Source organism: Paenibacillus sp. GYB003 (assembly GCF_036577625.1).
In the GTDB taxonomy this organism is placed as follows: domain Bacteria; phylum Bacillota; class Bacilli; order Paenibacillales; family NBRC-103111; genus Paenibacillus_AB.
Genome location: NZ_JARBDC010000073.1, coordinates 26,241 through 50,135, shown reverse-complemented (window position 1 = coordinate 50,135; position 23,895 = coordinate 26,241). Strand labels below are relative to the sequence as shown.

Genomic DNA, 23,895 nt, shown 5'->3' with positions numbered 1-23,895 from the left:
ACCCGACATCAAAGGCGGCCCGTACTCGTTCCGCCCGAATCTCCCTCCTCCGAGGTTCTACGAACTTCTTTTCGGTGATCGGACCGGTAATCGTAACCATGATCATGGACCCATTGTTCGAATCAGGGTGCCTCCTAAGCGAGCTTTATACATCGATGTAGAAAACCATTTTTTTGCAGAAAATAATGCCTTGCTTCCATGGAGCTCGGGGCGCTCCTTAGCATTGGGGCGGACCCGGGGAAATGGGAGCTAACGAATCGTATCATGCTTATTGGCGGGAATTTGATCGTTTTTCCTGGCTAACGAATCCTGGCAGCGTTATTGAGCCAAAAGGGGAAGAAAACGAACCAATTTGCCGGGAATAACGATATGGGAGTTCGTTACAAATTCAAATCGTCTCATTCGGCTCTGGTAACGATTTCTGGGTTCGTAAGCCGTCTATCCGGGTCGCTCCACTGTCGGATCTGCCTCCGCCAAAGCGCAAAAAAACTATGGCCGTCAGGCGATAGTTGATAAAATGAACAAATACCATCGCTTGCGGCGATGGTTATATTAATTTTTTCGGGCAGGGCTGGAGCGGATAGCGCACAAGCGGGAATAGTGCTCTTTCGAGTTACTACTTAGGTACCCCTTTTCAAATTCTGGAAACTTGGTTAATAAGGAAGTAGCCAAGTCTAGGCGGGAAAGGGGCACTCCTCATTGAAATTCACACAGGAGCAAGTATTACAAATCAGCAAAGGCGATCTTGAAATCGCCGAATTTATTACGCAACTGTTGAATCGGATCGATTTCCTCGAGAATCGCGTCAAGGAGCTCGAACGCCAACTGGGTCAAAACAGTCAGAACAGCAGCAAACCTCCGTCCAGTGACGGTTTTCGGAAACCGACCAATCTTCGAAAGCCTGGCGGTAAAAAAGGGGCGCCTTTGGGACATAAAGGACACACGCTGAAGATGGTCGAGAATCCGGATACGCTGATCACGCATACGATCACGACGTGTTCGCAATGTTCCGCCTCTCTTGCGGGAATCCCTTGTGAAGGCTACGAAAGACGCCAGATATTCGACCTGCCCGAACCCCGTCTTCTGGTAGCGGAGCATCGTGCGGAGAAACGGCGCTGTCCGCACTGCTCGACCCTTCAGCAAGCCAGCTTCCCCGCCGAGGTCCGAGCACCGGTTCAGTTTGGACCGGGCTTTGCCGCCTGGACGGTCTATTTGAACATGTATCATATGTTGCCTCTCGAGAGGATCGGGCAATTTTTTGCCGATCTGACCGGGCATCGCCCCAGCGAAGCCACCCTGCTCTCCCATCTGAAAACGGTGCATCAGGATCTGGCGCCCCACGTGCAAACGATCCGGAAGCAACTGCTTGCTTCCCCAGTTGCACATGCCGATGAGACTAGCATCCGGATCGAAGGCAAAAAGCAGTGGCTCCACAATGTGTCGACTTCCCATTGGACCTACCAAGCGGTTCATGACACCCGCGGCAGTCAAGCTTTTGACGACATCGGGATCTTGCCGAACTACACCGGTATTCTCATGCACGACTGCAACATGCCGTATTTTAAAGACAAGTATGCCTACAGCCATGCCTTGTGCAGCGCCCATTTGATCCGGGAATGCCAAGGAATCGCACAATATGATCACCATCGCTGGGCGATCCGAATGAAACGATTACTGCAAGTGAGTTGGCGGCTCGTTCGGGCAGTCCGACAAGCCAAGCGGGCCTTGCCGCCGGATCAGGTGCAGCGCATTAAACAGCTCTACGATCAAATAATCCGGCAAGGCGAGTCGGAATGGGGGAGCGGCCGGATACGCGAAAAGACGGGCCCCCGAGGCCGAAAAAGCAAGAGCAAGGCGGCGAATCTGGGCGAACGCTTCCGGCTACACAAGGAGGCGATCCTTCGGTTTCTTCAAGATGCCCGTGTGCCGTTTGACAACAACCAAGCCGAACGCGACATTCGCATGGCAAAAGTGAAACAAAAGATTTCCGGTACATTCCGTACGTGGGAAGGAGCGGAACAGTTTGCACGTGCCCGCGGTTTTATTTCCACTCTTCGCAAGCAAAATCTCCCCGTCCTCACCTCCCTGACTGCTGTTCTTCGTGGTGAATTTTGTTTTCGCTAAACCTGACCTAAGTAGTAACTCTTTCGAGCACTATATGCGCGAAAACGCCGGGCGAAGGCGGGGGATCGTGTTCTTTTGAACACTACCCGGCCGTTCCCGCCCGCCTGCGGTTGCGCAGAAGCGGGAATAGTGCTCTTTCGAGCACTATATGCGCGAAAACGCCTGGCGAAGGTGGGGGATCGTGTTCTTTTGAACACTACCCGGCCGTTCCCGCCCGCCTGCGGTAGCACAGAAGCGGGAATAGTGCTCTTTCGAGCACTATATGCGCGAAAGCGCCGGCGAAGGCGGGGGATCGTGTTCTTTCGAACACTACCCGGCCGTTCCCGCCCGCCTGCGGTAGCGCACAAGCGGGAATAGTGCTCTTTCGAGCACGATCCCGCCCCGCCAGCCGCACCCGGTCATGGCTGCGCGTCCTGAAGCGGCAGCGTGAAATAAAACAGTACGCCGCCGTCTTCGTTGCGAACGCCGAAGTCGCTCCCGTGCAGCGTCAAAATGTTTTTGACGATGGCCAGCCCGATGCCGGAGCCGCCCAGCTCGCGGTTGCCCGATTTGTCGACCGTGTAAAACGTGTCCCAAATGTGCGGCAAATCCGCCTCCGGGATCGGCTCGCCGACGTTGAACACCTCGACCCGCACCGTGCCGGCTTTGCCGGGGACGCCGACGCCCGGCCCTTCCGACGTGACGATGCGGATGCTGCCGTTTTCCGGCGTATGCTTGATCGCGTTGGCGAGCAAATTCGTCAGCACCTGCCCGATGCGGAATTCGTCGCCGATGACGACGGCGTCCGCATCCTCCAAATCGACCCCGCAGCGGATCCGCTTCTTGTTCAGCTCCACGAACATTTTATCCGTCAGCGACTCGGCCAGCGCGCCGATGCGGAACGGCTCCCGGCGCAGATTGAATTTGCCCGATTCGAGCTGCGACAAGTCGAGCATATCGCCGACGATGTTGGCCATCCGTTCCGTCTCCTCGACGATGACGTTCAAATATTCGTCGCGCCGTTCTCCGTCCACGATGCCGTCCTTCAGTCCTTCCGCGTACCCGCCGATCAAGCTGATCGGCGTCTTCAGCTCGTGCGAGACGCTGGCGACGAATTCCCGCCGCAGCCGTTCGAGCCGCTTCTCGTTTTCGATGTCCGCCTTCAGCTGCTCGTTCGCCGAATGCAGCTTGCCGAGCGTGTCGTTCAAATTTTGCGACAAAAAGTTGAGGGTGTTGCCGAGGCTGCCGATTTCGTCGCGCGAATCGGCGTCGCAGCGGGCGGTAAAATCGAGCTTCGCCATCCGTCCCGCCGCCTCGTTCAGCTTGACGAGCGGCTGGGAAATCATCCGCGAAAACACATACGTCAGCAGCAAAATAAGCGCGATCGCCAGCAGCAAAAAATAAACGTAAAAGTCCCGCACGATGCCGGCCGCCTCGCCGACGGGCTGAAGCGAGGTGATCGCGAGCAGAACATAGTCCGTCGACGTGCCGCCGGGCAGCGGAGCGACGGCCGCGATCGTGCTGGAGGAGCCGCTGTACGGATTCGCGAACGTGACCGTGTCGCCGAGCTCCAGCACCCGGCGGACGAGCCCCGGCTGCTCCTGCCAATATCGCATCGCGGTCAGCATGTAGGTCGTGAGATTGTTCGACGGATTCGGGATGCGGATTTGCTGCTGCAGCTGCTCGACGGCATTGCCGTCTTTGTCCAGCTTTTGAAGGAACAGCATCCTCGGCTGCGGCGCCAGGACGAGAAACCCTTCCCGCACTTGGCCGATCGCGATCGAAGCCGCGTGGCGCTTCTCGAATTCGGAAAAATGCTCCGGCAGCCGGTCGACGTTGCCGGTCGGGGTATAATATTCGGTTTTGAACGCTTCGAGCCCCTTTTTCAGCTCGTTCGTTTTTTTGCGCTCGTAATACGATTCGAAAAAGCCCGACTGGACGATCATCAGCAGCGTCAAAAACGAGATGAGAAACAGCGACACGAGCACGAAGAGCTTTGTCGATATTTTGCGGAATCGCCGGATCATCGCTTCACCCCGAATTTGTAGCCGAACCCTTTGACCGTGGCGATCAGGTCCGCTTTATGCTCCAGCTTTTGCCTCAGCCGTTTGATGTGCGTATCGACGGTGCGGATGTCCCCGTCGTAATCGTAGCCCCACACCTGATCCAATATTTGCTCGCGGGACAGCGTCATGTTCGGATTCCGGTACAAGTACGTCAATAGCTCGTATTCTTTGCGCGTGAAAAAAACCGGACGGCCGTCGATCCGGATTTCGTGGGCGTCCGGATCGAGCTCGAGCCCCGGAACGAGGGCCGCGGCTTTGCTTTCTCCGTAATCGCCGTCCTGACGCTTGAACAGCGCTTTGATTTTGGCGATCAGCACTTTGGGGCTGAACGGCTTCGTCACGTAGTCGTCGGCGCCGAGTCCGTAGCCCTGCAGCTTGTCGTATTCCTCCGACTTGGCGGTCAACAGCACGATCAGCACGTCGGACTTTTCGCGAATGGCCTTGCAGACGGCGAACCCGTCCATAAACGGCATCATGATGTCGAGAATGACCAGATCGATCCGGGCCGGATCAAACCGTTCCATCGCTTCGGTGCCGTTCGCCGCTTCGATCGTCCCGTAGCCTTCGTGACGCAAATAATCGACGAGCAGATTGCGCATTTTGCGCTCGTCCTCGACGATCAGTATCGTTTTGCCCATCGTCAACCACGCTCCCGCACCCATTGTAGCACCAGTTCACACCGTTGTCACATTGACCGGTTACGATACATTTGCGCACTTCCGTGCGCGAATTCGGACGAAAGGCGGTGCCCATCGCACTGATGAAACTGCACTGGAAACGGCTCGGGCCGCCGGCCCGATTCGCTCGCTTCCGTTTCGGCCGGTCCCGCAAACGGGGCGATCCGGGCGGAGGGGCACCGGCCGCGCGGAGGCGGGGACGATTCCGCTTTCACGACGGCCGCGCCGCGATCGCGTTCCTCGCTCCGAGCCTGGCCGGCTTCGCCGTCTTTTTCTTCATCCCGTTCGGGGTCGGCTTCTACTACTCGCTCGTCGACACGCCGATCGACGGCGTCTTCGTCGGCTTGCGCAACTATGCCGAGCTGCTCGGAAACGAAGTGTTTCGCCGGGCGGCGGTCAACACGTTCGCGTTCACCGCGGTCAGCGTGCCGCTGAACATGCTGCTGTCGCTGCTGCTTGCGATGCTGCTGAACCGCAGCGTGTACGCCCGCAACTGGCTGCGCATCGGATTTTTGGCGCCGCTCGTCATCCCGGTCGCCTCCGTCGTGCTCGTCTGGCAGGTGCTGTTCGACTTGAACGGCAGCCTGAACGGCTGGCTCGTCGCGCTTGGCCGTGCGCCGAAAGATTGGATGGAGAGCGGCGCGGCGTTCTGGGTCGTCGTGATCGTCTACTTGTGGAAAAACGTCGGCTACAACATGGTGCTGTTTTTGGCGGGCCTGCAAAACATCCCGGCCGACTATTACGAAGCCGCCTCGATCGACGGAGCCGGCAAGTTTCGCCAGTGGCGGACGATTACGCTTGTCTATTTGACGCCGACCGCCTTTTTCGTCTTCATCATGTCGGTCATCAATTCGTTCAAGGTGTTCCGCGAAACGTACATGATCGCCGGCGAATATCCGCAGGAGCGCATTTACATGCTGCAGCACTATATGAACAACATGTTCAAATCGCTCGATTACCAGAAGCTGACCAGCGCCGCGTTTTTGATGGCGGCCGTCGTCGTTGCGCTCGTTCTCGTCCTGTTCGCGGTCGAGCGGCGGATGGCCAAATCGCTTGGGTGACGCGCGGCGGAAGGGGGTGAGAGATTGCAACCGGAAGCGCAAGCGCCGGCCATGCCGGCCCGTCAGGACAATCCGGCCGCCGGGACGCCGTGGAGGCGAAAGCTGCGAACGGCCGTCAAGCTCGGCGAAAAGGCGCGGAAAGCGCTGCTTACGGCCGTGCTGCTCGGACTCGTCGCGGCGTTCGTTTTTCCGATCGTCCTGACGTTCACGAACTCGCTCATGACCGAAAGCGAAATTTCGGTCAATTTTGCGGCGATATCGAAAGACAAGCCCGACGCGTCGGACCCCCGAATATCCGGATCGTACGTGAATCTGAAATGGATTCCCGACCGGGTGACGATCGGCCAATATTACGACGTGCTCGTTAAAAAGCAGCAGTTTTTGCTGATGTTCTGGAATTCGGTCCGAATGGTCGTTCCGATCATCGCCGGCCAGCTCGTCATCGCCTCGCTCGCGGGCTACGCGTTTTCCCAGCTCCGGTTCCGGCTGCGGGAGCCGCTCTTTTTCGTATACATCGTCACGATGCTGATGCCGTTTCAGGTGACGCTCGTGCCGAACTTCATCGTCGCCGACAAGCTCGGCTTGCTGAACTCGTATCTCGCGATCGTACTCCCGGGCATATTCGGGGCGTTCGGCGTCTTCCTGATGCGGCAGTTCATGCTCGTCGTCCCTTACAGCTATATCGAAGCGGCGCGCGCGGACGGGGCCGGCCATCTGCGCATTTTCGCCCGCGTCGTCCTGCCGATGTGCAAGCCGGGCTTGGCGGCGCTCGCCATATTGGCGTTCGTCGACAACTGGAACATGGTCGAGCAGCCGCTCATTTTTTTGCACGATGCGATCAAGCAGCCGCTGTCGGTATACTTGTCCGTCGTCGGCGAAGGGGAGCGGGGGATCGCTTTCGCCGCCTGCGCCATCTACATGGCCCCGATGCTGCTCATGATGCTGTATGCCGAGCAGTATTTGATCGAAGGCATCCAGCTTTCGGGCATCAAAGGCTGAAGGCGGCCGGCATTCGTCCGCCGGCTAGCGCGGGCGCCACGACTAGGAAACGGAGGAGAACGAACCGCCATGGAGACGGTGAATTTGACCGATCAGACAGGGCAGCCGCAGCCGCTCGCCGCATCCGTGCGCAAACGTACGGTCCGCAGCGTCATTGTCGCATTTGCGCTGCTCATGATTACGCTCACGCTGTTTTCGAACACGCTGCTTACATACTCGCTGCCGCAGGTGACCGTCGAGAAGCCGGCGCCCGGCTTTTTGTCGCACGACGTGTCCGGCACGGGGACGATCGAAGCGGCGGAAATCGCCGATTTGAACGTCGACACCCGCTGGACGGTCGACCGGGTGCTCGTCAAGGTCGGCGATAAAGTGACGGCCGGCCAGACGCTCGTCACGTTCAAGACGGACGACGCACGCGCGACGCTGCTCGACGAGGAAGCCCGCTACGAGCAGAAGAAGCTGTCCGTCCAAAAGCTGCAGGACAATCTGATCGAAGCGATGAAGGCGGGCAACTCGGCGCAGGAGCGCTCGCTCGGGCGGGATCTCGACAGCGCCGGGCTGGACCTGCAAATTCAGGAGCGCAAGCTGAATCAGCTGCGCGAGCAGCTGGCGCACGGCGCGGCGCTCGTTTCGACCGTTACCGGAACGGTCGTCGAGCTGAACGCCACGACGGGACTCGCACCGTCGGGCAGCCGCGCGATCGCCCGGGTAACGGACGAGTCGAAAGGGTTCCAGTTCAAAACGACGGTCGATACGTCGAAGGCGAAATACGTCGCTCCGGGCGACGAGGTGGACATCGTCGTGCCGTCTCTTAACAACGCCCGGCTGAAAGGAAAGCTGAACGCCGTAAACGATCCGCTATCCGGAACGTCCGGACAAACGTCCGGCTCGGGCGCGGCAAGCGCGACCGACTCGCGCAAGGAGCTTGTCGTCGATTTGGCGGACAACCGGTTGAAGGGCGGCGAAGCGGGCGAGCTGTTCGTTTCGAAAAAAATGCCGCAATCGAGACAGCTCGTCTCGAACGCCGCGGTCCGGGAAGACGACAGCGGCAAATACGTGCTCGTGCTCAAGGAGAAGAAAGGGCCGCTCGGCAACGAATTTTACGCACAGCGGGCCAACGTGACGATCGCCGACAGCGACGACGGAAAAACGTCGATCGAAAGCGGAATTACGCCGATCGATCAAATTATCGTGTCGAGCAGCAAATCGGTCGGCGACGGGGACCGCGTCATGATGGCGAATTAGGAGGGAGCGGCATGAAACGAACGCGTCTGACATCGTGGCTCCTGTTCGCGGGCGTGCTGCTGCTCGTCGCCGGCATCGGACTGTCCGAGTCGTTTCTGGCGCAGTGGCGGCAGCTCGGCGGTCCGAACGCGCAGGGGAAGCTGACCGTCAATGTCGATTTGGCCGCCGATCCGACCGGCTCCGCGGGACTGACGATCCGGGAAGCGGAGAAGCTCGCCGAAAAATGGGGGCGCCCCGTCCACTACTCCGCTCGCGCCCCGGCCGTTGCGACGGCGGGGGACACGGAAACGGAGGCGGACGCGATCGGCGTCGGCGGCAGCTACGACCGTTTTGCGAACGTATGGCTGTATCGGGGCGGCATGATAACGGAAAAGTCGATCGAAGAGCATTCCAGAGTCGTCATGGTGAGCTCGGGCTTGGCGGAACAGTTGTTCCGCACCCGCGACGTCGTCGGAATGAAGCTGCAGCTGATGGGGGCGACGTTCACCGTCATCGGCGTATACGAGCAGGCGGAATCGCTGCTGCATCGGATGACGGATAACGGCAAGCCGGATTTGCTTCTGCCGATCACGACGCTCATCGATTTGAATGCGTCCGTCAAAGTCGCCACGATCGAGCTGGAGGCGGGGCCGAACGCCGCGATTTCCGGCGAGACGGACGTCCGGTCGGCGCTGTCCGCGATCGGGAAGCCGCCTTCCCGGTACCGTATCGTCAATTTGGCGGCGGAACGAAGCTGGGTCGGCCAAAAGCCGACGCTGCTGCTGGCGGCGGCGGGCGCGGCGGGGCTCGTTTTGTGCGCGCGGCTTGCGGCTTTGCGGATCGGCCGGGCGGTCCGCTTGATACGGCGCGGGCTGTCCGTCGAAGATTGGCCGGACGTCGTCAAGCGGTACCGCCGCGAGCTTTCGGTTGACGCGGCCGCCCTGCTCGCCTTGTCCGCCTGCGCGGTTTTGTTGTGGCTGTCGATCCGGTACCGCTTCTATATTCCGGCCGAGCTCGTGCCGGAAGAGTGGATCGACGGGTCGTTTTACCGCGACAAGCTGCTGGAATGGTGGCGGAGCGAAGTCGCGGCGATGGGCTATGTGGCATCGACTTCCGAGCTTTTGTACGCGAAGGTCGGCCTGCTCGTCGACCGGCTTACGCTCGTCGGCTTTCTGGTCGGCCTGCCGCTCGTCTGGATCGGCGTTCGCGAATGGGCGATGGTCGGACTCGCGCCGGACCGGCGCATCGTTCGCTTGGCCGTCTACGCATGCGGCGCGGTCGTCCTGACCGCGGCGATCGCCGCGCTGACCGGTGCGGAATACGCGATTCGGCCGCGGGAGCTGTTCGTTGTCGCGAGCTTGTTAGGGTTGGCGGCGCTATCGGCGCCGTCCCCGCAAACAACCTTTATAAGAAAGAAAGGATGAAGATCATGCGGTACAAATCTTTGCGTGTTTTGCTGGCGGGGGGAACGCTGCTGGCAATGGCGGCGTTGACGGCTTGCGGAGGAAACGAAAAACCGGCCGGCGCCGACGCCGGAGCCGGAACGTCGACCGGCGGAAACGGCGACGGTTCCGCCGCGACCGGACCGGTGACGCTTACGCTGTCGGTCAAAACGTCGGACCGGTTCCTCGAATTGGCGAAGCAAAAGTTCGAGGAGAGCCATCCGAACGTCAAAATCGAAATCAAAGAGAGCGTCGCGGCCCCGAAGTCGGACGGCAAAATGATGATCCGGACGCCGGGAAAGCCCGATCCGAAAGACTCGGAGAAGTTCGTCAGCACGCTCAATACGGAGCTGATGAGCGGCAAAGCGTCGGACATCATTTTGACCGACGGCAGCTTCCCTTACAAAAAATACGCGGACAAAAAGCTGCTGGAAAACTTGAACGACTTGATGAAAAACGACGCTTCGTTCAAGCGCGACGATTATTATGCGAATGTTTTCGACGCCATGCTGTATAAAAACGGAATATACGCTTTGCCGGCCAAGCTGTCGCTCAACTGGATGTTCGGCAACACCCCGGCGCTCGGCGGCGCCAAAATCGACGACGCGAAATGGACCTGGAACGATTTCAAGACGCTCGTCGAGGCGCAGGCCAAAGACGCGGACAAGGACGGCAATCCGGACAGCTTCGCGATGGTCAATACGGACGGGGCGGGGCTGCTGTCCACGATCGTCGATTCGAGCTTCGGCAAGCTCGTCGATTACGGAAATAAAAAGTTCGACGCCGCGATGTTCGCCGATATGCTGAAGATGAGCAAGGCGTTGGAGGACGGCAAGCTCATCACGAAAGAAAGGCCCGATCGGATGAACGTCCTGTTCGAAAGTTTCACCCCGCGCTTCTACGACGAGGTCGCTTTGTTCAAGCAAATGCAGTTCGACGGCAAAGGGACGCTGTACAACGTTCCGTCCTACAACGACAATCGCGGACTTTCCTTTACGTCCGACATGCTGCTGTCGATCAACGCCAAGTCGGGCCATAAGAAGGAAGCGTGGGAGTTCGTCAAGTTCCTCTTGTCCGAAGAGATGCAAAAAACGCGCGAGCTGTTCGGCTTCGCCGTCAATCGGAAGGCGAGCCTGGAGCACCAGGCGAAGATGAAGGAGATCGGGTCTAGCGACGGGAAAAACCAGATTCGAATGATGTCGAAGGACGGCAAAGAATTCAAGCCCCAGCCGCCGGAGCAAAAAGATATCGACGCCATCGAGCAGGCGCTGAACGGCGTTCGCGTTTACGCCGAAACCGATCCGAAAGTGAAAGCGATCATCGAACAGGAGGCGGCGCCGTTTTTCGCCGGTCAAAAATCGGTCGACGAAGTGGTCAAAACGGTGCAAAACAAAGTGAGCACGTATTTGCAGGAATAAAGCCGGTTTATCGGGGGCCCATGACCGAATTATCAGGCACCGCCCATTTTCCCGCGTCGCGGGAACGGTTTACAATGGAACCGTTCGTCATCAAACCGTGGGGGAATGCGCATGATGCCCGCTGTCGTAAGCAAGACAATGAACCGGCTTTGCGCCGCGCTCGATGCCAACTGTCCCGGACTGATCGGTTCCGTTTACGTATACGGTTCGACGGCGCTCGGCGCGTACGTCGAAGGAGCCAGCGATATCGACTTTATCGCCATCGTGCGGCATCCGCCTGGGGCCGGGGAGCTTCGGAACATGGCGGCGGCGCACGCGGAGCTGGAGAAGGCGCTTCCCGGCGCCGATGTGATGGGCGCGTATGTGCTCCGCGAGCAGCTCGGCAAGGAAGCCTCCGGGATCGGTCCCGTTCCGTGTTATTTTAACGGAGCCTTGCATGCGGACGGGAGCGGCGCCGACTTGAATCCGGTTACCTGGTGGATATTGAAAAAATACGGCATGCGCGTTCACGGAGAAAGCGTCCCGTTCGATTTCGAGACGCCGGTCGAGCCGCTCGTCGAATACGTCGTCGGCAATATGAACGGCTATTGGGCCGGTTGGGTGACCAAGCTTGCCGGTTTGGCGGAGCAGCTTCGCGGATCGGAACGGGACGTCGCCGCGGAAACGGTCGATTACGCGGTCGAATGGTGCACGCTCGGCATGCTGCGGCAGCTGTACACGATCCGGGAGCGGGATGTGACGAGCAAGCAGGGGGCCGGCGAGTACGGCCTGCTGCTGCTCCCGGTCCGCTTCCACGCCCTGGTGCGGGAAGCGCTAGCGATCCGGCGCAGGAAGCCGGAGCGACTGTACGCGTCGCAATCGCAGCGGCTGAACGAGCTTGTCGAGCTGCTGCGGTTTATTCACGCGGAATGCAACCGGAAAGCATGACGAGCCGATTATGCTCGGAAGCCCGCCTCTTCGGAGGCGGGTTTTTTGTGCAGGCGAGCGAAGCGGCTGTAGTACGCGAAAGAGCCTTATATCGACCCGGTGCGGTGCCCGCCCGGCGAAATAAGGTTCGAAAGCGCACAAACGGCGCGATCGCCCGGCCGGCGGATGCGAGCGAAGCGGCTGTAGTGCGCGAAAGAGCATTATGTCGCCCCGGCGCGGTGCCCGCCCGGCGAAATAAGGCTCGAAAGCGCGCAAACGGCGCGATCGCCGCCGAGCGCCGCCGAGCGCCGCCGAGCGCAATGCCCGCTTGACCGAGCCGGAGCGTTATGCTACCGTTCATATTGATAATGATTATCATTGTCAAAATGGAGGTGCGCGTACGTCATGCATCGCAACGAAGACGATCGGGAACGTCCGCAGCGATACGGATCGCTGGACGAAATGTGGCCGCGGCTTAGGGGGGCCGACTTGCTGGGCGGCGGCGGAATGGAGCAGCGGCTGGTCGATACGCATGTGCTGCTGCTGCCGAAAACCGGCGGCGGACGGCTGACGCTCGATCTGCACGAATATACGGTGAAGCCGGATACGGCCTTTTTCGCCCGCCCCGGCCAAACGGTCGGGTTGCTCGCGGAGGAGGCCGACGTTCCGGCTTTGTTCGCGTTCAAATTCGAGCTGCTGCGCTGCGGGGAAAGGAGCGAGCCGTTTCCGCCGCGGGGTGAGGCGCCTTTTTACCCGGAGAAGCGGATCGGCATGCTCGGGGAGCTGGCATTCGCCTCGTTCCGCAGTGAGGACGGCTTGGAGCGGCTTCGCGCCCAATCCGCGTTTCTCGAGCTGCTGTACTGGCTGATGCGCAGCGTCCGGCCGGACTCGCAGGCGGATTCGCGAACGGCGCTCGAACGGACGAAAGCGTACATGGACGACCATTACAACGAAAGCATAACGATCGAGCAGCTGGCCCGCATGGCCGATATTAGCCCGAAATATTACGTGGACCTGTTCAAAAAAACGTACGGCAAAAGCGCAATCGACTATTTGACGGAAGTGCGCGTCGCCCGGGCGAAAAAGCTGATGGTCGCCTCCGGCGCGCGGCTGCGCGACATCGCCCAGCAAGTCGGCTACAACGACGAATTTTATTTCAGCCGCAAATTCAAAAAGGAAGTCGGCGTTTCGCCTACCGTTTACATCAAAAGCCGCCGCCGCAAAATCGCCGCGTACACGTCTTCCGCGCTCGGCCAGCTGCTGGCGCTGAACATCGTGCCTTACGCGGCGCCGCTCCACCCGAAATGGACCGCTTATTACTATAAAACGTATCGGGACGACATTCCCGTTCACCTCAGCGCCTACCGGTACAACCGGGATATGGAATCGAACAGGAAGGCGCTCGCCGCGGCCGGGCCGGATACGATCGTATGCTGCGACGAGCTGCCGCCCGGCGAAAAAGCGCGGCTCGAGCGCATCGCGCCCGTCCTCGCCGTGCCGTACCGGGAGAACGGGTGGCGGGAGCAGCTGCTGTTGATCGCGGAGGCGCTCGAGGCGACGCAGGAGGCGGAGAAACGGCTGCAAAGCTACGAGCGAAAGGTCGCGGCGGCGCGGGAGCTGCTGAGACGCGAGCTGGGCGGCGAGCGGGTCGCCGCGGTCAGCCTGTTCAAGCAAACTTTTTATATAAGCCCGACGCGGGGGATTCGCGATATGCTGTACCGCGACTTGAAGCTGAACGCCGCGCCGGAATCCGCCGCGGACCGAATCCATGTGGCGGTGACGGTGGACGGGCTGGCCGAGCTCGACGCGGACCGGATTATGCTCAACATATGCCAGGAGCCCGAAACGCTCGCCCATTGGGAACGGCTGCGGCAATCCGCGGCGTGGCTCGGCTTGCGTGCGGTTCGCGGCAACGCCGTCTGTCCGATTCCCTCCGACCCGTGGCGGGAATATTCCGCATATGCGTGCGAGCGGATGGTCGACGACGCGCTGAACCGGCTCGTATACGGAAATCGTCCAAACGGATTCCGGAAATCGTCCATGTTCGCGGCTGCGGACGTCGATTATAATCGTCATTGAGAATGGTTATCAATCAAATGATAATCATTTTCAAACAAAAAACGCTGCACGCGGCGATCGAAACGATCGCAAAATGCATCAAGCGCCGCTGCCCGAAACGGACTGCCGCATTTATTTGTACGCGGGGAGCGAGGAGGGCGCGGGTAAGACGACGATCCAGAAGCATGCGGCGGTGCGGAACGGAGAGCTGTACCGGCTGCTGGAGCGCGGCTTCGGCCGGGAAACGGTGCGTTTCGAGGTCGGACCGGGGGAGGTTCCCGAATGGCCGCAATTCGCGAAACGGTTTCCGGAAGCGCTGCTGTGGATGTTTCCGAACAAGCGATAACGAGACGGAGAGGGGAACGAGCAACATGATGCGGAAATGGAAATTGATCGGCTTGGCGTCCGTTTTGCTGCTGGGCCTAACGGCATGCGGCGCCAAAGAGGAGGTCCAGCCTGCGGGCGGCTCCGCGGGAGACGCTTCGGCCGCCGGCGCGGCCAATGCGACGGCTGCGGCTTCGCCGCGCACGATTTCATATTTGGGCAAAGCATACACGGTTCCGGCCAAAACGGACAAACTGGTCATTACCGGCGCGCTGGAAGCGATGGAGGACGCCCTCGTCCTCGGCGTCAAGCCGGTCGGCGCCATTACCGTCGGCGGCAAATTCCATTCGCTTTTCGCGAGCATCACCGACGGGACGCAAGGAATCGGGGAGAAGACGCAGCCGAATATCGAGACGATTTTGAAGCTGAAGCCCGACGTCATCCTGAGCAGCACGAAATTTCCCGCGGAAACGGCCGAAAAGCTGGGCAAGGTCGGCACGACGATACCGGTGTCGCACATTTCGACCGATTGGGAGGCGAACCTGAATTTGCTCGCGGAGCTGACCGGCAAGCAGGAGCGGGCGAAGCAGGTGCTGCAAACGTACAAAAACGACGTCAAAACGATGCGGGAACAAATCGCGCCCGTGTTCAAGGACAAGAAGGTTCTCGCCGTCCGCATCCGCACCGGAAGCATCAATCTGTACCCGGCGGACGTCTTTTTCAACCCGTCGCTCTACGAGGACTTGGGCGCGGCCGTTCCCGAGGAAATCAAGCAGGCGAAGGCGCAGCAGATCGTTTCGCTGGAAAAGTTTTCGGAGATGAATCCGGACTATTTGTTCGTACAGTTCGCGGAGGACGAAAATAAAGATACGCCGAAGGCGCTCGACGATTTGCAAAACAATCCGATCTGGAAAAGCATCAATGCCGTCAAAAACGGCCGCGTCTACGTGAACGTCGTCGATCCGCTCGCCCAAGGAGGCACCGCTTACAGCAAAATCCGCTTCCTCGAGGCGGTCAAAACGAGCGGCATCGTTCCGACGAAATGAGCCGGAGCGGCATGCGGAACCGGATTCCCGCCTTCGCCCTTTTCATGTGGAGCGCGCCGCTCCTGATCGCGCTGACGATGCTCGTATCGATTTGCTACGGGGCCAAGCACATCGACGCCGTCACGATCCGCGAGGCGCTGCTTCGATTCGATCCGGGCGACGTGAATCATCAAATCATTATGCATTCCAGGCTGCCGCGCGTCGTCGGCGCCTTGCTGATCGGAGCGTTTTTGGCCATATCGGGGGCGCTCATGCAGGGGATGACGAGAAACGTTCTCGCCTCCCCTTCGATTATGGGCGTGACCGACGGCTCCGCCTTCGCGATTACGCTTTGCATGGCGCTTTTGCCGAATTCGTCGTCCATGGAGATGATTTTGTACTCGTTCGCGGGCTCGGCGTTCAGCATCGTGCTCGTGTTCGGGATGGCTTCGCTGCTGCCCGGCGGGCTTTCTCCCGTTCGGCTGGCGATTTTGGGGACGATCGTCGGCACGTTTTTGAGCAGCGTGTCCGCGGCGATTTCGATCTATTTTCAAATCTCGCAAAATATCAGCTTCTGGTACAACGCCCGGCTGCATCAAATGGATCCGCAGCTGATGAAGCTGGCGATCCCGTTCGCGGTCGTCGGCATCGCCTTCGCCTACCGGCTGGCCAAGCCGGTCACGGTGCTTGCGCTCGGAGACGACGCGGCCGCGGGCCTCGGGCAGCGAACGGCGGCCGTCAAGCTGGCGGCGACGGCCTGCGTCGTCGTCTTGACCGGCATCGCCGTCGCGCTGGCGGGCAAAATCGGCTTCGTCGGACTCATCGTTCCGCATATCGCCCGCTTTATGACCGGCGTCGACTACAGGCGGATCATCCCGTGCGCGGGCGTGCTCGGCGGACTGTTTTTGGCGTTGTGCGACGTGCTCGCGCGGTTTCTGAACGCGCCGTACGAAATGCCGATCGGCGTCGTGACGGCGATGTTCGGCGTCCCTTTCTTCCTTTATTTGATCCGGACGAGAGGGGGCGGAAAGCATGCATGACGGTTCGAAACGGCGATACGCCGCGTTGCTGGCGGCCGGCACCGGGCTCCTGCTCGTAACGATGTACGTCAGCTTGTCGAACGGCGCGTTCGACATGTCGGTGAAGGACGTGTTCGGGACGCTGCTTCGCATCGATCCGCAGCCCGACCTGGACCTCGTCATTCTCGAGTTCCGGCTGCCCCGCATCGTCATCGCCGCGCTCGTCGGAGCCGGCTTGGGCATAGCCGGAGCCGCCGTGCAGGGCGTCACGCGAAACGGACTCGCCGATCCGGGCATTCTCGGCATCAACGCGGGGGCGGGCGCGGCGATGGTCGTGTTTTTGTTTTTTTTCCAAGGGCATTCCACAAGCACGGGGTGGGTGCCGGTTCTCGCCATGCCGATGTTCGGGCTGGCGGGCGGAGTGATCGCGGCGCTGCTCATCTACGGTTTCGCCCGAACGAACGGGAGGCTGGAGCCGCAGCGGCTGCTGCTTACCGGCATCGCCGTCGGCTCGGGGCTCGGAGCGGTTTCGCTTTACTTGACGCTGAAAATGAATGCGAAAGATTTCGAAATGGCGGCCGTTTGGACGGCGGGCAGCATATATAACGCCAACTGGAAGTACGTCGTCACGATGCTGCCTTGGCTGGCGGCTCTCATTCCCGTCATCGTCCGGAAAAGCTACGTGCTCGATTTGCTGCAGCTGGACGAAAGCAGCGCCCGGAGCGTTGGCGTCGATACCGAGAAAGAAAAGGCGGCGCTGCTGCTGAGCGGCATCGGCATCGTCGGCGCCTGCGTGGCCGTCTCGGGCGGGGTCGGCTTTATCGGCCTCATGGCTCCGCATATCGCGAGACGGCTGGTCGGCCTGACGCACGCAAGAATGGTTCCGGTATGCGGAATCGCGGGCGCGCTGCTCGTCATGGCGTCCGATTGGATCGGCCGGGTGGCGCTGGCGCCGTCCGAAGTGCCCGTCGGCATCGTCGTCGCCATCATCGGGGTCCCGTACTTCGTTTACTTGCTGTATCGGCAAAAAAGAAAAGGGTGACGAGGGCGGACCGCGATCTATGCGCTGCGGCTGCGGCGTCGGTTTCGGGGCGCCTCCCGTTCCTGCGCATTCGCGCTTGTAGGATTCGAGTCCGCCTCGATGAATTTCCGGCTTTACCGACCCGGATAAAGTGAATATGCATTTCCGGAAATCGTCCATGGTCGGTTTGGGGAGCAGCTTTTATAATTATTGGTGAGAATCATTATCAACGAAAGACAGGGGGCGTGGTTGAAGGTGACTATTCCGACGATCGGGGAAAACGGGCTTTGGGCCGGCGAGACGAACGGCCGTGCGGCGACGATTCCGCATGCCGTCCAGTACGACATCGGCTCCCGGGCCGACGGTCGCGAGTACCGCATTTTTGTGGCGAAGCCGGCCGCCGCGCCTCCGCCCGCAGGGTATCCGGTCGTTTACGCGTTGGACGCGAACGCCGTTTTCGGTACGCTGACGGAAGCGATGCGCGTGCAAGGCCGCCGGCCGGAAAGAACCGGAGTCGTTCCGGCGGTCATCGTCGGCATCGGCTACCGGACGGAAGCGCCGTTCGATTCGGCGCGCTATTACGATTATACGCTGCCCGCGCACGCCTCGGAGCTGCCGGCAAAGCCGGACGGGGGGGTGTGGCCCGAGCAGGGCGGCGCCGACGCGTTTTTGCGGTTTTTGACGGAGGAGCTGAAGCCGGCCGTCGAAAGCGCGATGCCGATCGATACGTCGCGCCAAACGCTTTTCGGCCATTCGCTCGGCGGTCTATTCACGCTCCACGCGCTCTTTGCGATGCCGGGATCGTTTCGGACGTACGTCGCAGGCAGTCCGTCGATCCACTGGAACAAGCGGCTGCTGGAAGAGGAGGAGCGCGCATTCGTTTCCCGGCTTGCCTGTCGGGCGGCGGATGCCCGATTGCTGATCGGGGTCGGCGAGCTGGAACGGGGGCACAAGAGCGGAATGTACGACAATGCGAAGGCGCTTTCCGATCGGCTTGCCGCTTTGTCCGGCCTCGGCTTGCATACGCGGTTCCACGAGTTCGAAGGCGAAGGGCACGCTTCGGTGCTGCCGGCGCTGGTAAGCCGGGCTTTGCGTTTTGCCTCGGAAGGCGGAGGTTAACGGAGCAAGGGCAGGCAAGGCGCGGGTGGAAGCGAGCCGACACGCTGTCATGGTATCGGAAGGTGCGGGCGGTACGTTGGCCAACAAACCGCTGTGCGCCTCCAACTCGCCCAAATAAGAGTCTCCGAAGCGCGTTATTTTGACCGGTTCGGCAAAGGAAACCGGTATAGAAGCTTTTCGAGACTCTTAGATGGCGCCGGAATCGGTCCAAAAGGCGAACTCGTCCGATTTCGCCGGAAATAGGAGTCCCGAACATCTTCTATTTTTGCTGAAAGGCGGATTCCGGACAAATAAAGGGCGGGAAAGACTTCTAACTTGCAGCAAGCACGATTTCGGTGCCTTTTCGCACCGCGCGAAGCTCCGGCGTGCGGTGTTCGCCGTTACATGACGGTGGTTAGCCACATGGAATATTGCTTTAACAACCGTCCTATAGATTTGTAGTTGGCGGAGCCCGACCATTTATTGATAATGATTATCATTATCAAAAACGAATGTTGAAAGGGGGTGATGCTGACAATCGACTGAAAGCTTTGCCGGTTTTCGAAACGAAACGGACGGACCCCGACCAGTTCGGAGCAACCGAAGCAACCGGGCCGACCAGGCCAACCAGGCCAACCAGGCCAATCCGGACCAACCGAGCCAACCGGAGCAACCGGACCAACCGGACCAACCGGACCAACTGGTCCAACCGTGTCAACCGGTTCAAACCGAAGCCGAACCGAACCAAGCACGCCAGGAAAGGAAATGAGGAGATGGCTGAAACGGAAACGGGAATTCGCGGAAAAGTCGCGTTGGTGACGGGCGCGGCGCAAGGGATCGGCGAAGCGGTCGCCCGGGCGCTTGCCGGCTGTGGCGCTATCGTAGCCGCGCTGGACCGCAACGCCGCCGGACTGGAAGCCGTCGCGGCCGACATTCGCGCGGGCGGCGGCCGGGCTTGCGCGTTCCCCGCGCATGTGGACGACGCGGCGTCCGTCGACGAGACCGTCGCGCGCATCGAGCGCTTCGTCGGGCCGATCGAAATCGTCGTCAACGTGGCGGGCGTATTGCGCACCGGCCCGATCGCCGAAATCGCCGACGGCGATTGGGCGGCGGCGTTCGCCGTCAATGCGACCGGCGTGTTTCATATATGCCGCGCCGTCGTCCGGCATATGGCGCCGCGCCGGTCGGGCTCGATCGTGACGGTCGGATCGAACGCCGCGTCGACGCCTAGAATGCATATGGCCGCCTATGCGGCTTCCAAGGCGGCGGTCGCGGCGTTTACGAAATGTCTCGGGCTGGAGTTGGCCGAATTCGGCATCCGCTGCAACGTCGTATCTCCCGGCTCGACGGACACCCCGATGCAGCGGGCGTTATGGCTGGGCGGGGACGGAGCCCGTGCGGTCATCGCCGGCTCGCCGGAGGCGTACCGGCTCGGCATTCCGCTGCAAAGGCTGGCCGCGCCGTCGGACATCGCCGATGCGGTGCTGTTTCTCGTATCCGACCGGGCCCGGCATATTACGATGCAAGACCTGCGCGTCGACGGCGGCGCCACATTGGGCAATTAATTCGATACGTCAGGAGGGATGGAACGATGAAACAAACGGTTACTCCCGAATCGCCGGCAAGCCGGCTGCTCGACGACTATCGGCCCGGCTCGTCCTTCTTCATGGCATCGGCGAAACGAACGATGCTGGCGCAAGGGATACGGGCGGAGGTGCCGTGCCCGGGCGGGCCGGACGGACTGCGGCGGCTGCCCGGGGAAGTCGCCGCGACGCTGCAGCGATCGAAAGCGTCCGAGACGGACAATCCGCTGGCTGTCGGAGAGGTGCCGTTCGACCGCGAATCGCCGGCTCGGCTGATCGTGCCGGAGACGGTCCGGCAGGCGGGCCCGCTTCCGGCCGACCCGGACGCCCCCGCGGAGCGGACGACGTCGTCCGTTGCCAATGTGGAGCCGATTCCCGGACCGGCGGAGTATAGGCGCGGCGTCGAGCGGGCACTCGACCGCATACGTTCGGGCCGATCGTCGAAAATCGTGCTGGCCCGGACACTGCAGCTGCTTGCGGAGTCGGCCGTCGATATTCGCGCGCTGCTGCGCAATCTCGTCCGCCGCAATGCGCACGGCTATACGTTCGCCGTCGATCTGCCGCTGCGGGGTACGGCAAACGACGGGCTTTCGTCCGCCGTACCGACGCTGGTAGGCGCCAGCCCCGAGCTGCTCGTCTCCCGATCGGGGATGCGGGCGGTGTCGAATCCGTTAGCCGGTTCGCTTCCGCGCGGGGGCGATCCGTCGGAAGATGCTCGGCGCGCGGCGGCGCTTCTGGCATCCGCCAAAGACCGGCGCGAGCACGCGCTCGTCGTCGAGGCGGTCGCGGCGGCGCTAAAACCGTTTTGCGTCCGCTTGGACGTTCCGACCGAACCGTCGCTCGTCCATACCGCCACCATGTGGCATCTATCGACGGTCGTTCGGGGCGAGCTCGCCGATCCGTCGATTTCGTCGCTGGAGCTGGCCGCAGCCCTGCACCCGACCCCGGCCGTATGCGGCTCCCCGACCGAACCGGCGCGCGACGCGATCCGGGACATCGAGCCGTTCGACAGAGGCTTCTACGCCGGGGCGGTCGGCTGGTGCGATGCGGCCGGCGACGGCGAATGGGCGGTCGCGATCCGCTGCGCGGAAGTGCGGGACCGCCGGCTGCGCCTGTTCGCGGGAGCCGGGATCGTAGCCGGGTCGGACGCGGAAGCGGAACTGGCGGAGACGTCGGCCAAGTTCCGCACGATGCTTCGGGCGATGGGGCTCGACGACGACGACGTATGGAGCTAACCGACATGCGAAAAGGAGGGATTGTTTATGCTGCCTGGATGCACCGAGTGGCCGAAGCCTTTCGCCGACCGTTATCGGGAGACGGGCTGCTGGTTGGGCCAAACGTTCGGGGACATGCTGAAAGAACGGGCCGCGGCGTACGGCGAACGCATCGCCGTCGTAAGCGGACAGACGCGATGGACGTATGGCGAATTGGACGCCCGGGCCGACAAGCTGGCCGGCGGACTGCTCGCGCTGGGCATTAAGAAGGACGATCGCGTCGTCGTCCAGCTGCCGAACGTCGCGGAATTTTTCGAGGTATGCTTCGCTTTGTTCCGAATCGGGGCGCTGCCCGTGTTCGCGCTGCCTTCGCACCGCGCAAGCGAAATCGTTTACTTGTGCGAATTCGCCGAAGCGGTCGCCTACGTCATACCCGACGATCGATTCGGCTTCGACTTCCGGAGCTTGGCCGAGCATGTCCGGAGCAAAGCGCCCGTCCTGCGGCACATCCTCGTCGCTGGAGAGCCGGGACGGTTTATGCCGCTCGGGGAGCTGACCGGCAATGCGGCCGATCTGCCGGGGCCGAATGCGTCCGACGTCGCGTTTCTGCAGCTGTCGGGGGGAAGCACCGGTTTGCCGAAGCTGATTCCCCGCACGCACGACGATTATATGTACAGCTTGCGGGTCAGCGCCGATATTTGCCGGCTTGACGAAAGCAGCGTCTATATGGCCGCCCTTCCGGTCGCCCATAATTTCCCGCTCAGTTCGCCGGGCACGCTCGGCACGCTGTACGCCGGCGGACGGGTCGTTCTCGCGCCGAATCCGAGCCCCGACGCGGCGTTTCCGCTGATCGAGCGGGAAGGCGTCACGATGACGGCGCTCGTTCCGCCGCTCGCCGTCCAATGGATCGAAGCGGCGTCGCGCCGCGATCGCGACCTGTCCAGCCTGCGCGTGCTCCAGGTCGGAGGCGCCAAATTCGGCAGCGAGGCGGCCGCCCGGGTACGGAGTGCGCTCGGCTGCCGGCTGCAGCAAGTGTACGGGATGGCGGAAGGGCTCGTGAATTATACCCGGCTGGACGATCCGGAAGAGCTTGTCATGGGCACCCAGGGTCGGCCGATGTCGCCGTACGACGAAATCCGCGTCGTCGACGAGGCGGATCAAGACGTCGGGCCGGGACAAACCGGCGAGCTTTTGACGCGGGGACCGTATACGATTCGCGGTTATTACAAGGCCGATGCGCATAACGCCAAAGCGTTTACCCCCGACGGCTTTTACCGGACCGGCGATTTGGTCAAAGTGCTGAGCACCGGACATCTGGTCGTGGAAGGCCGCGTCAAAGACCAGATCAACCGCGGCGGGGACAAAATAGCCGCCGAGGAAATCGAAAACCATTTGCTCGCCCATTCCGGCGTGCGCGATACGGCGGTCGTTTCGATGCCCGACGAGTTTTTGGGCGAAAAAAGCTGCGCATTCGTCATCCCCCGCGCACTGGCTCCGTCGGCGTCGGAGCTCAAGTCGTTTTTGCGGGAGCGGGGGCTCGCGGCCTATAAAATTCCCGACCGGTTCGAGTTTGTCGATTCGTTTCCGCAAACGGCGGTCGGGAAGGTGAGCAAAAAAGCGCTGCGCGAAACGGCCGCGGGGCAGGCCGCCCACGGGAAAACCCCGCTTTGAAGCGCAAACCGTTTAGCTTTCATCCATTTTCATAATAGAAAAGAGGGAAACCGATGGCTCTGCCCGCCATACAACCATATCCGATGCCGGGCCGCTCCGCCATGCCGGACAACCGCGTTTCGTGGAGCCCGGACCCCGGGCGTGCCGCCCTGCTGATTCACGACATGCAGCAATATTTTGCGGACGCCTTCGTCGCCGGCGAATCGCCTTTGACCGAGCTGACGGCGAACATACGCCGGCTGAAAACGAACTGCGTAGAGCTGGGCGTTCCGGTCATATACACGGCCCAACCGGGCGGACAAACGCCCGAGCAGCGCGCGCTGCTGCTCGATTTTTGGGGGCCCGGCCTCGACGACGGTCCCGGGCGGAAACGGATCGTGGAGCCGCTCGCGCCGGACGAATCGGACATCGTCATTACGAAATGGCGGTACAGTGCGTTCCGCAAAACGGATCTGCTCGACACGCTGCGCGAGCTGGGGCGGGATCAGCTGATCGTTTGCGGCATTTACGCGCACATCGGCTGCCTCATGACCGCTTGCGACGCCTTCATGCAGGACGTGCAGCCGTTTTTCGTCGGCGATGCGGTGGCCGATTTTTCCCGCGATTATCACGAGATGGCCTTGACATACGCCGCGGAACGATGCGCCGTCGTCCTGACCGCCGAGGAAACGGCCGACGCGTTGAAACGGTCCCCGAACGCTGCGCGGCATCGGAGGGACGGCTCGATTTCGCTCCGCGCCTTGCGCGAGCAGGTCGCCGGCCTGCTTTATGAAACGCCGTCCGAAATAGGGGACGACGACGATCTCGTCGACCGGGGACTCGATTCCGTGCGGATAATGAGCCTGGCCGAAAGCTGGCGACGGCGCGGGGCCGACATTACGTTCGCGGAGCTGGCCGAACGGCCGACGCTCGGGGAATGGTCGAAGCTGCTGTCTTCGCGGATGGCCGGGGAGACGAACGAATGCGCCACCTAAAGGAGGCAAACG

At 61.1% G+C, this 23,895-nt stretch carries 19 protein-coding genes; 17 read left to right on the top strand and 2 right to left on the bottom strand.

What is annotated here, in order from left to right; all coding sequences use genetic code 11:
* Positions 1-699 precede the first annotated feature (699 nt).
* Complete coding sequence (gene tnpC, locus PV407_RS24040; protein WP_332092550.1) at positions 700-2,124, top strand: IS66 family transposase; 1,425 nt, start codon at positions 700-702, stop codon at positions 2,122-2,124.
* 398 nt (positions 2,125-2,522) lie between these two features.
* Here the strand turns inward: tnpC and PV407_RS24035 are convergent, their stop codons facing one another.
* Together PV407_RS24035 and PV407_RS24030 are read right to left on the bottom strand one after the other, a co-directional pair.
* Positions 2,523-4,130 carry a sensor histidine kinase gene (locus PV407_RS24035; RefSeq protein WP_332092549.1) on the bottom strand — a complete coding sequence of 536 codons (1,608 nt, stop codon included), beginning with the start codon at positions 4,128-4,130 and terminating at the stop codon, positions 2,523-2,525.
* Positions 4,127-4,807, bottom strand: a complete 681-nt coding sequence (locus PV407_RS24030; protein ID WP_332092548.1) for a response regulator transcription factor — start codon at positions 4,805-4,807, stop codon at positions 4,127-4,129. Before PV407_RS24030 ends, PV407_RS24035 begins: the two co-directional genes overlap by 4 nt.
* A 122-nt stretch (positions 4,808-4,929) precedes the next feature.
* Between PV407_RS24030 and PV407_RS24025 the strand changes: the two genes are divergently transcribed.
* The 16 genes from PV407_RS24025 (at position 4,930) to PV407_RS23945 (ending at position 23,883) form a co-directional block, all read left to right on the top strand.
* Positions 4,930-5,907, top strand: a complete 978-nt coding sequence (locus PV407_RS24025) for a carbohydrate ABC transporter permease (RefSeq protein ID WP_332092547.1) — start codon at positions 4,930-4,932, stop codon at positions 5,905-5,907.
* Positions 5,908-5,931: 24 nt separating this feature from the next.
* The gene (locus PV407_RS24020; RefSeq protein WP_332092546.1) at positions 5,932-6,906 is read left to right on the top strand and encodes a carbohydrate ABC transporter permease; all 975 of its coding nucleotides are present in this window, start codon (positions 5,932-5,934) and stop codon (positions 6,904-6,906) included.
* 69 nt (positions 6,907-6,975) lie between these two features.
* A complete protein-coding gene (locus PV407_RS24015) occupies positions 6,976-8,151 on the top strand; it encodes an efflux RND transporter periplasmic adaptor subunit (protein ID WP_332092545.1) in 1,176 nt (391 codons plus the stop codon).
* An 11-nt stretch (positions 8,152-8,162) separates the two neighbouring features.
* Positions 8,163-9,554, top strand: coding sequence for an ABC transporter permease (locus PV407_RS24010; RefSeq protein ID WP_332092544.1), 1,392 nt, complete (start codon positions 8,163-8,165; stop codon positions 9,552-9,554).
* Between the two features lie 5 nt (positions 9,555-9,559).
* On the top strand, positions 9,560-10,990 hold the full coding sequence (locus PV407_RS24005; protein WP_332092543.1) for an ABC transporter substrate-binding protein: 1,431 nt from the start codon (positions 9,560-9,562) through the stop codon (positions 10,988-10,990).
* A gap of 111 nt (positions 10,991-11,101) precedes the next feature.
* Positions 11,102-11,917, top strand: a complete 816-nt coding sequence (locus PV407_RS24000) for an aminoglycoside adenylyltransferase domain-containing protein (protein WP_332092542.1) — start codon at positions 11,102-11,104, stop codon at positions 11,915-11,917.
* A gap of 384 nt (positions 11,918-12,301) precedes the next feature.
* The gene (locus tag PV407_RS23995) at positions 12,302-13,975 is read left to right on the top strand and encodes an AraC family transcriptional regulator (RefSeq protein ID WP_332092541.1); all 1,674 of its coding nucleotides are present in this window, start codon (positions 12,302-12,304) and stop codon (positions 13,973-13,975) included.
* Between the two features lie 73 nt (positions 13,976-14,048).
* The gene (locus PV407_RS23990) at positions 14,049-14,300 is read left to right on the top strand and encodes a hypothetical protein (protein ID WP_332092540.1); all 252 of its coding nucleotides are present in this window, start codon (positions 14,049-14,051) and stop codon (positions 14,298-14,300) included.
* 25 nt (positions 14,301-14,325) lie between these two features.
* Entirely contained in the window at positions 14,326-15,324 is a 999-nt protein-coding gene (locus tag PV407_RS23985; protein ID WP_332092539.1) for an ABC transporter substrate-binding protein, read from the top strand.
* Positions 15,325-15,335: 11 nt separating this feature from the next.
* On the top strand, positions 15,336-16,343 hold the full coding sequence (locus PV407_RS23980; protein WP_332092538.1) for a FecCD family ABC transporter permease: 1,008 nt from the start codon (positions 15,336-15,338) through the stop codon (positions 16,341-16,343).
* Positions 16,336-17,364, top strand: a complete 1,029-nt coding sequence (locus PV407_RS23975; RefSeq protein ID WP_332092537.1) for a FecCD family ABC transporter permease — start codon at positions 16,336-16,338, stop codon at positions 17,362-17,364. Before PV407_RS23980 ends, PV407_RS23975 begins: the two co-directional genes overlap by 8 nt.
* Before the next feature lie 240 nt (positions 17,365-17,604).
* Positions 17,605-18,462 carry an alpha/beta hydrolase gene (locus PV407_RS23970; protein ID WP_442951699.1) on the top strand — a complete coding sequence of 286 codons (858 nt, stop codon included), beginning with the start codon at positions 17,605-17,607 and terminating at the stop codon, positions 18,460-18,462.
* Between the two features lie 752 nt (positions 18,463-19,214).
* Positions 19,215-20,006, top strand: a complete 792-nt coding sequence (locus PV407_RS23960) for a 2,3-dihydro-2,3-dihydroxybenzoate dehydrogenase (RefSeq protein ID WP_332092536.1) — start codon at positions 19,215-19,217, stop codon at positions 20,004-20,006.
* A 26-nt stretch (positions 20,007-20,032) separates the two neighbouring features.
* Positions 20,033-21,259 carry an isochorismate synthase DhbC gene (gene dhbC / locus PV407_RS23955; RefSeq protein WP_332092535.1) on the top strand — a complete coding sequence of 409 codons (1,227 nt, stop codon included), beginning with the start codon at positions 20,033-20,035 and terminating at the stop codon, positions 21,257-21,259.
* Positions 21,260-21,286: 27 nt separating this feature from the next.
* Positions 21,287-22,909: a (2,3-dihydroxybenzoyl)adenylate synthase gene (locus tag PV407_RS23950; protein ID WP_332092534.1), complete on the top strand. Its 1,623-nt coding sequence runs from the start codon at positions 21,287-21,289 to the stop codon at positions 22,907-22,909.
* Positions 22,910-22,962: 53 nt separating this feature from the next.
* Positions 22,963-23,883, top strand: coding sequence for an isochorismatase family protein (locus tag PV407_RS23945; RefSeq protein WP_332092533.1), 921 nt, complete (start codon positions 22,963-22,965; stop codon positions 23,881-23,883).
* Positions 23,884-23,895 lie beyond the last annotated feature (12 nt).

Bases quoted from the DNA above. Each gene is read 5' to 3' on its own strand.
- PV407_RS23975 (WP_332092537.1), top strand. From the start codon at position 16,336: ATGCATGACGGTTCGAAACGGCGATACGCCGCGTTGCTGGCGGCCGGC.
- PV407_RS24000 (WP_332092542.1), top strand. From the start codon at position 11,102: ATGATGCCCGCTGTCGTAAGCAAGACAATGAACCGGCTTTGCGCCGCG.
- PV407_RS23980 (WP_332092538.1), top strand. From the start codon at position 15,336: ATGCGGAACCGGATTCCCGCCTTCGCCCTTTTCATGTGGAGCGCGCCG.
- PV407_RS23985 (WP_332092539.1), top strand. From the start codon at position 14,326: ATGATGCGGAAATGGAAATTGATCGGCTTGGCGTCCGTTTTGCTGCTG.
- PV407_RS24015 (WP_332092545.1), top strand. From the start codon at position 6,976: ATGGAGACGGTGAATTTGACCGATCAGACAGGGCAGCCGCAGCCGCTC.
- PV407_RS23960 (WP_332092536.1), top strand. From the start codon at position 19,215: ATGGCTGAAACGGAAACGGGAATTCGCGGAAAAGTCGCGTTGGTGACG.
- PV407_RS23995 (WP_332092541.1), top strand. From the start codon at position 12,302: ATGCATCGCAACGAAGACGATCGGGAACGTCCGCAGCGATACGGATCG.
- PV407_RS24010 (WP_332092544.1), top strand. From the start codon at position 8,163: ATGAAACGAACGCGTCTGACATCGTGGCTCCTGTTCGCGGGCGTGCTG.
- PV407_RS24035 (WP_332092549.1), bottom strand. From the start codon at position 4,130: ATGATCCGGCGATTCCGCAAAATATCGACAAAGCTCTTCGTGCTCGTG.
- PV407_RS24025 (WP_332092547.1), top strand. From the start codon at position 4,930: ATGAAACTGCACTGGAAACGGCTCGGGCCGCCGGCCCGATTCGCTCGC.
- PV407_RS23950 (WP_332092534.1), top strand. From the start codon at position 21,287: ATGCTGCCTGGATGCACCGAGTGGCCGAAGCCTTTCGCCGACCGTTAT.
- PV407_RS24005 (WP_332092543.1), top strand. From the start codon at position 9,560: ATGCGGTACAAATCTTTGCGTGTTTTGCTGGCGGGGGGAACGCTGCTG.
- dhbC (WP_332092535.1), top strand. From the start codon at position 20,033: ATGAAACAAACGGTTACTCCCGAATCGCCGGCAAGCCGGCTGCTCGAC.
- PV407_RS23990 (WP_332092540.1), top strand. From the start codon at position 14,049: ATGCATCAAGCGCCGCTGCCCGAAACGGACTGCCGCATTTATTTGTAC.
- PV407_RS24030 (WP_332092548.1), bottom strand. From the start codon at position 4,807: ATGGGCAAAACGATACTGATCGTCGAGGACGAGCGCAAAATGCGCAAT.
- PV407_RS23945 (WP_332092533.1), top strand. From the start codon at position 22,963: ATGGCTCTGCCCGCCATACAACCATATCCGATGCCGGGCCGCTCCGCC.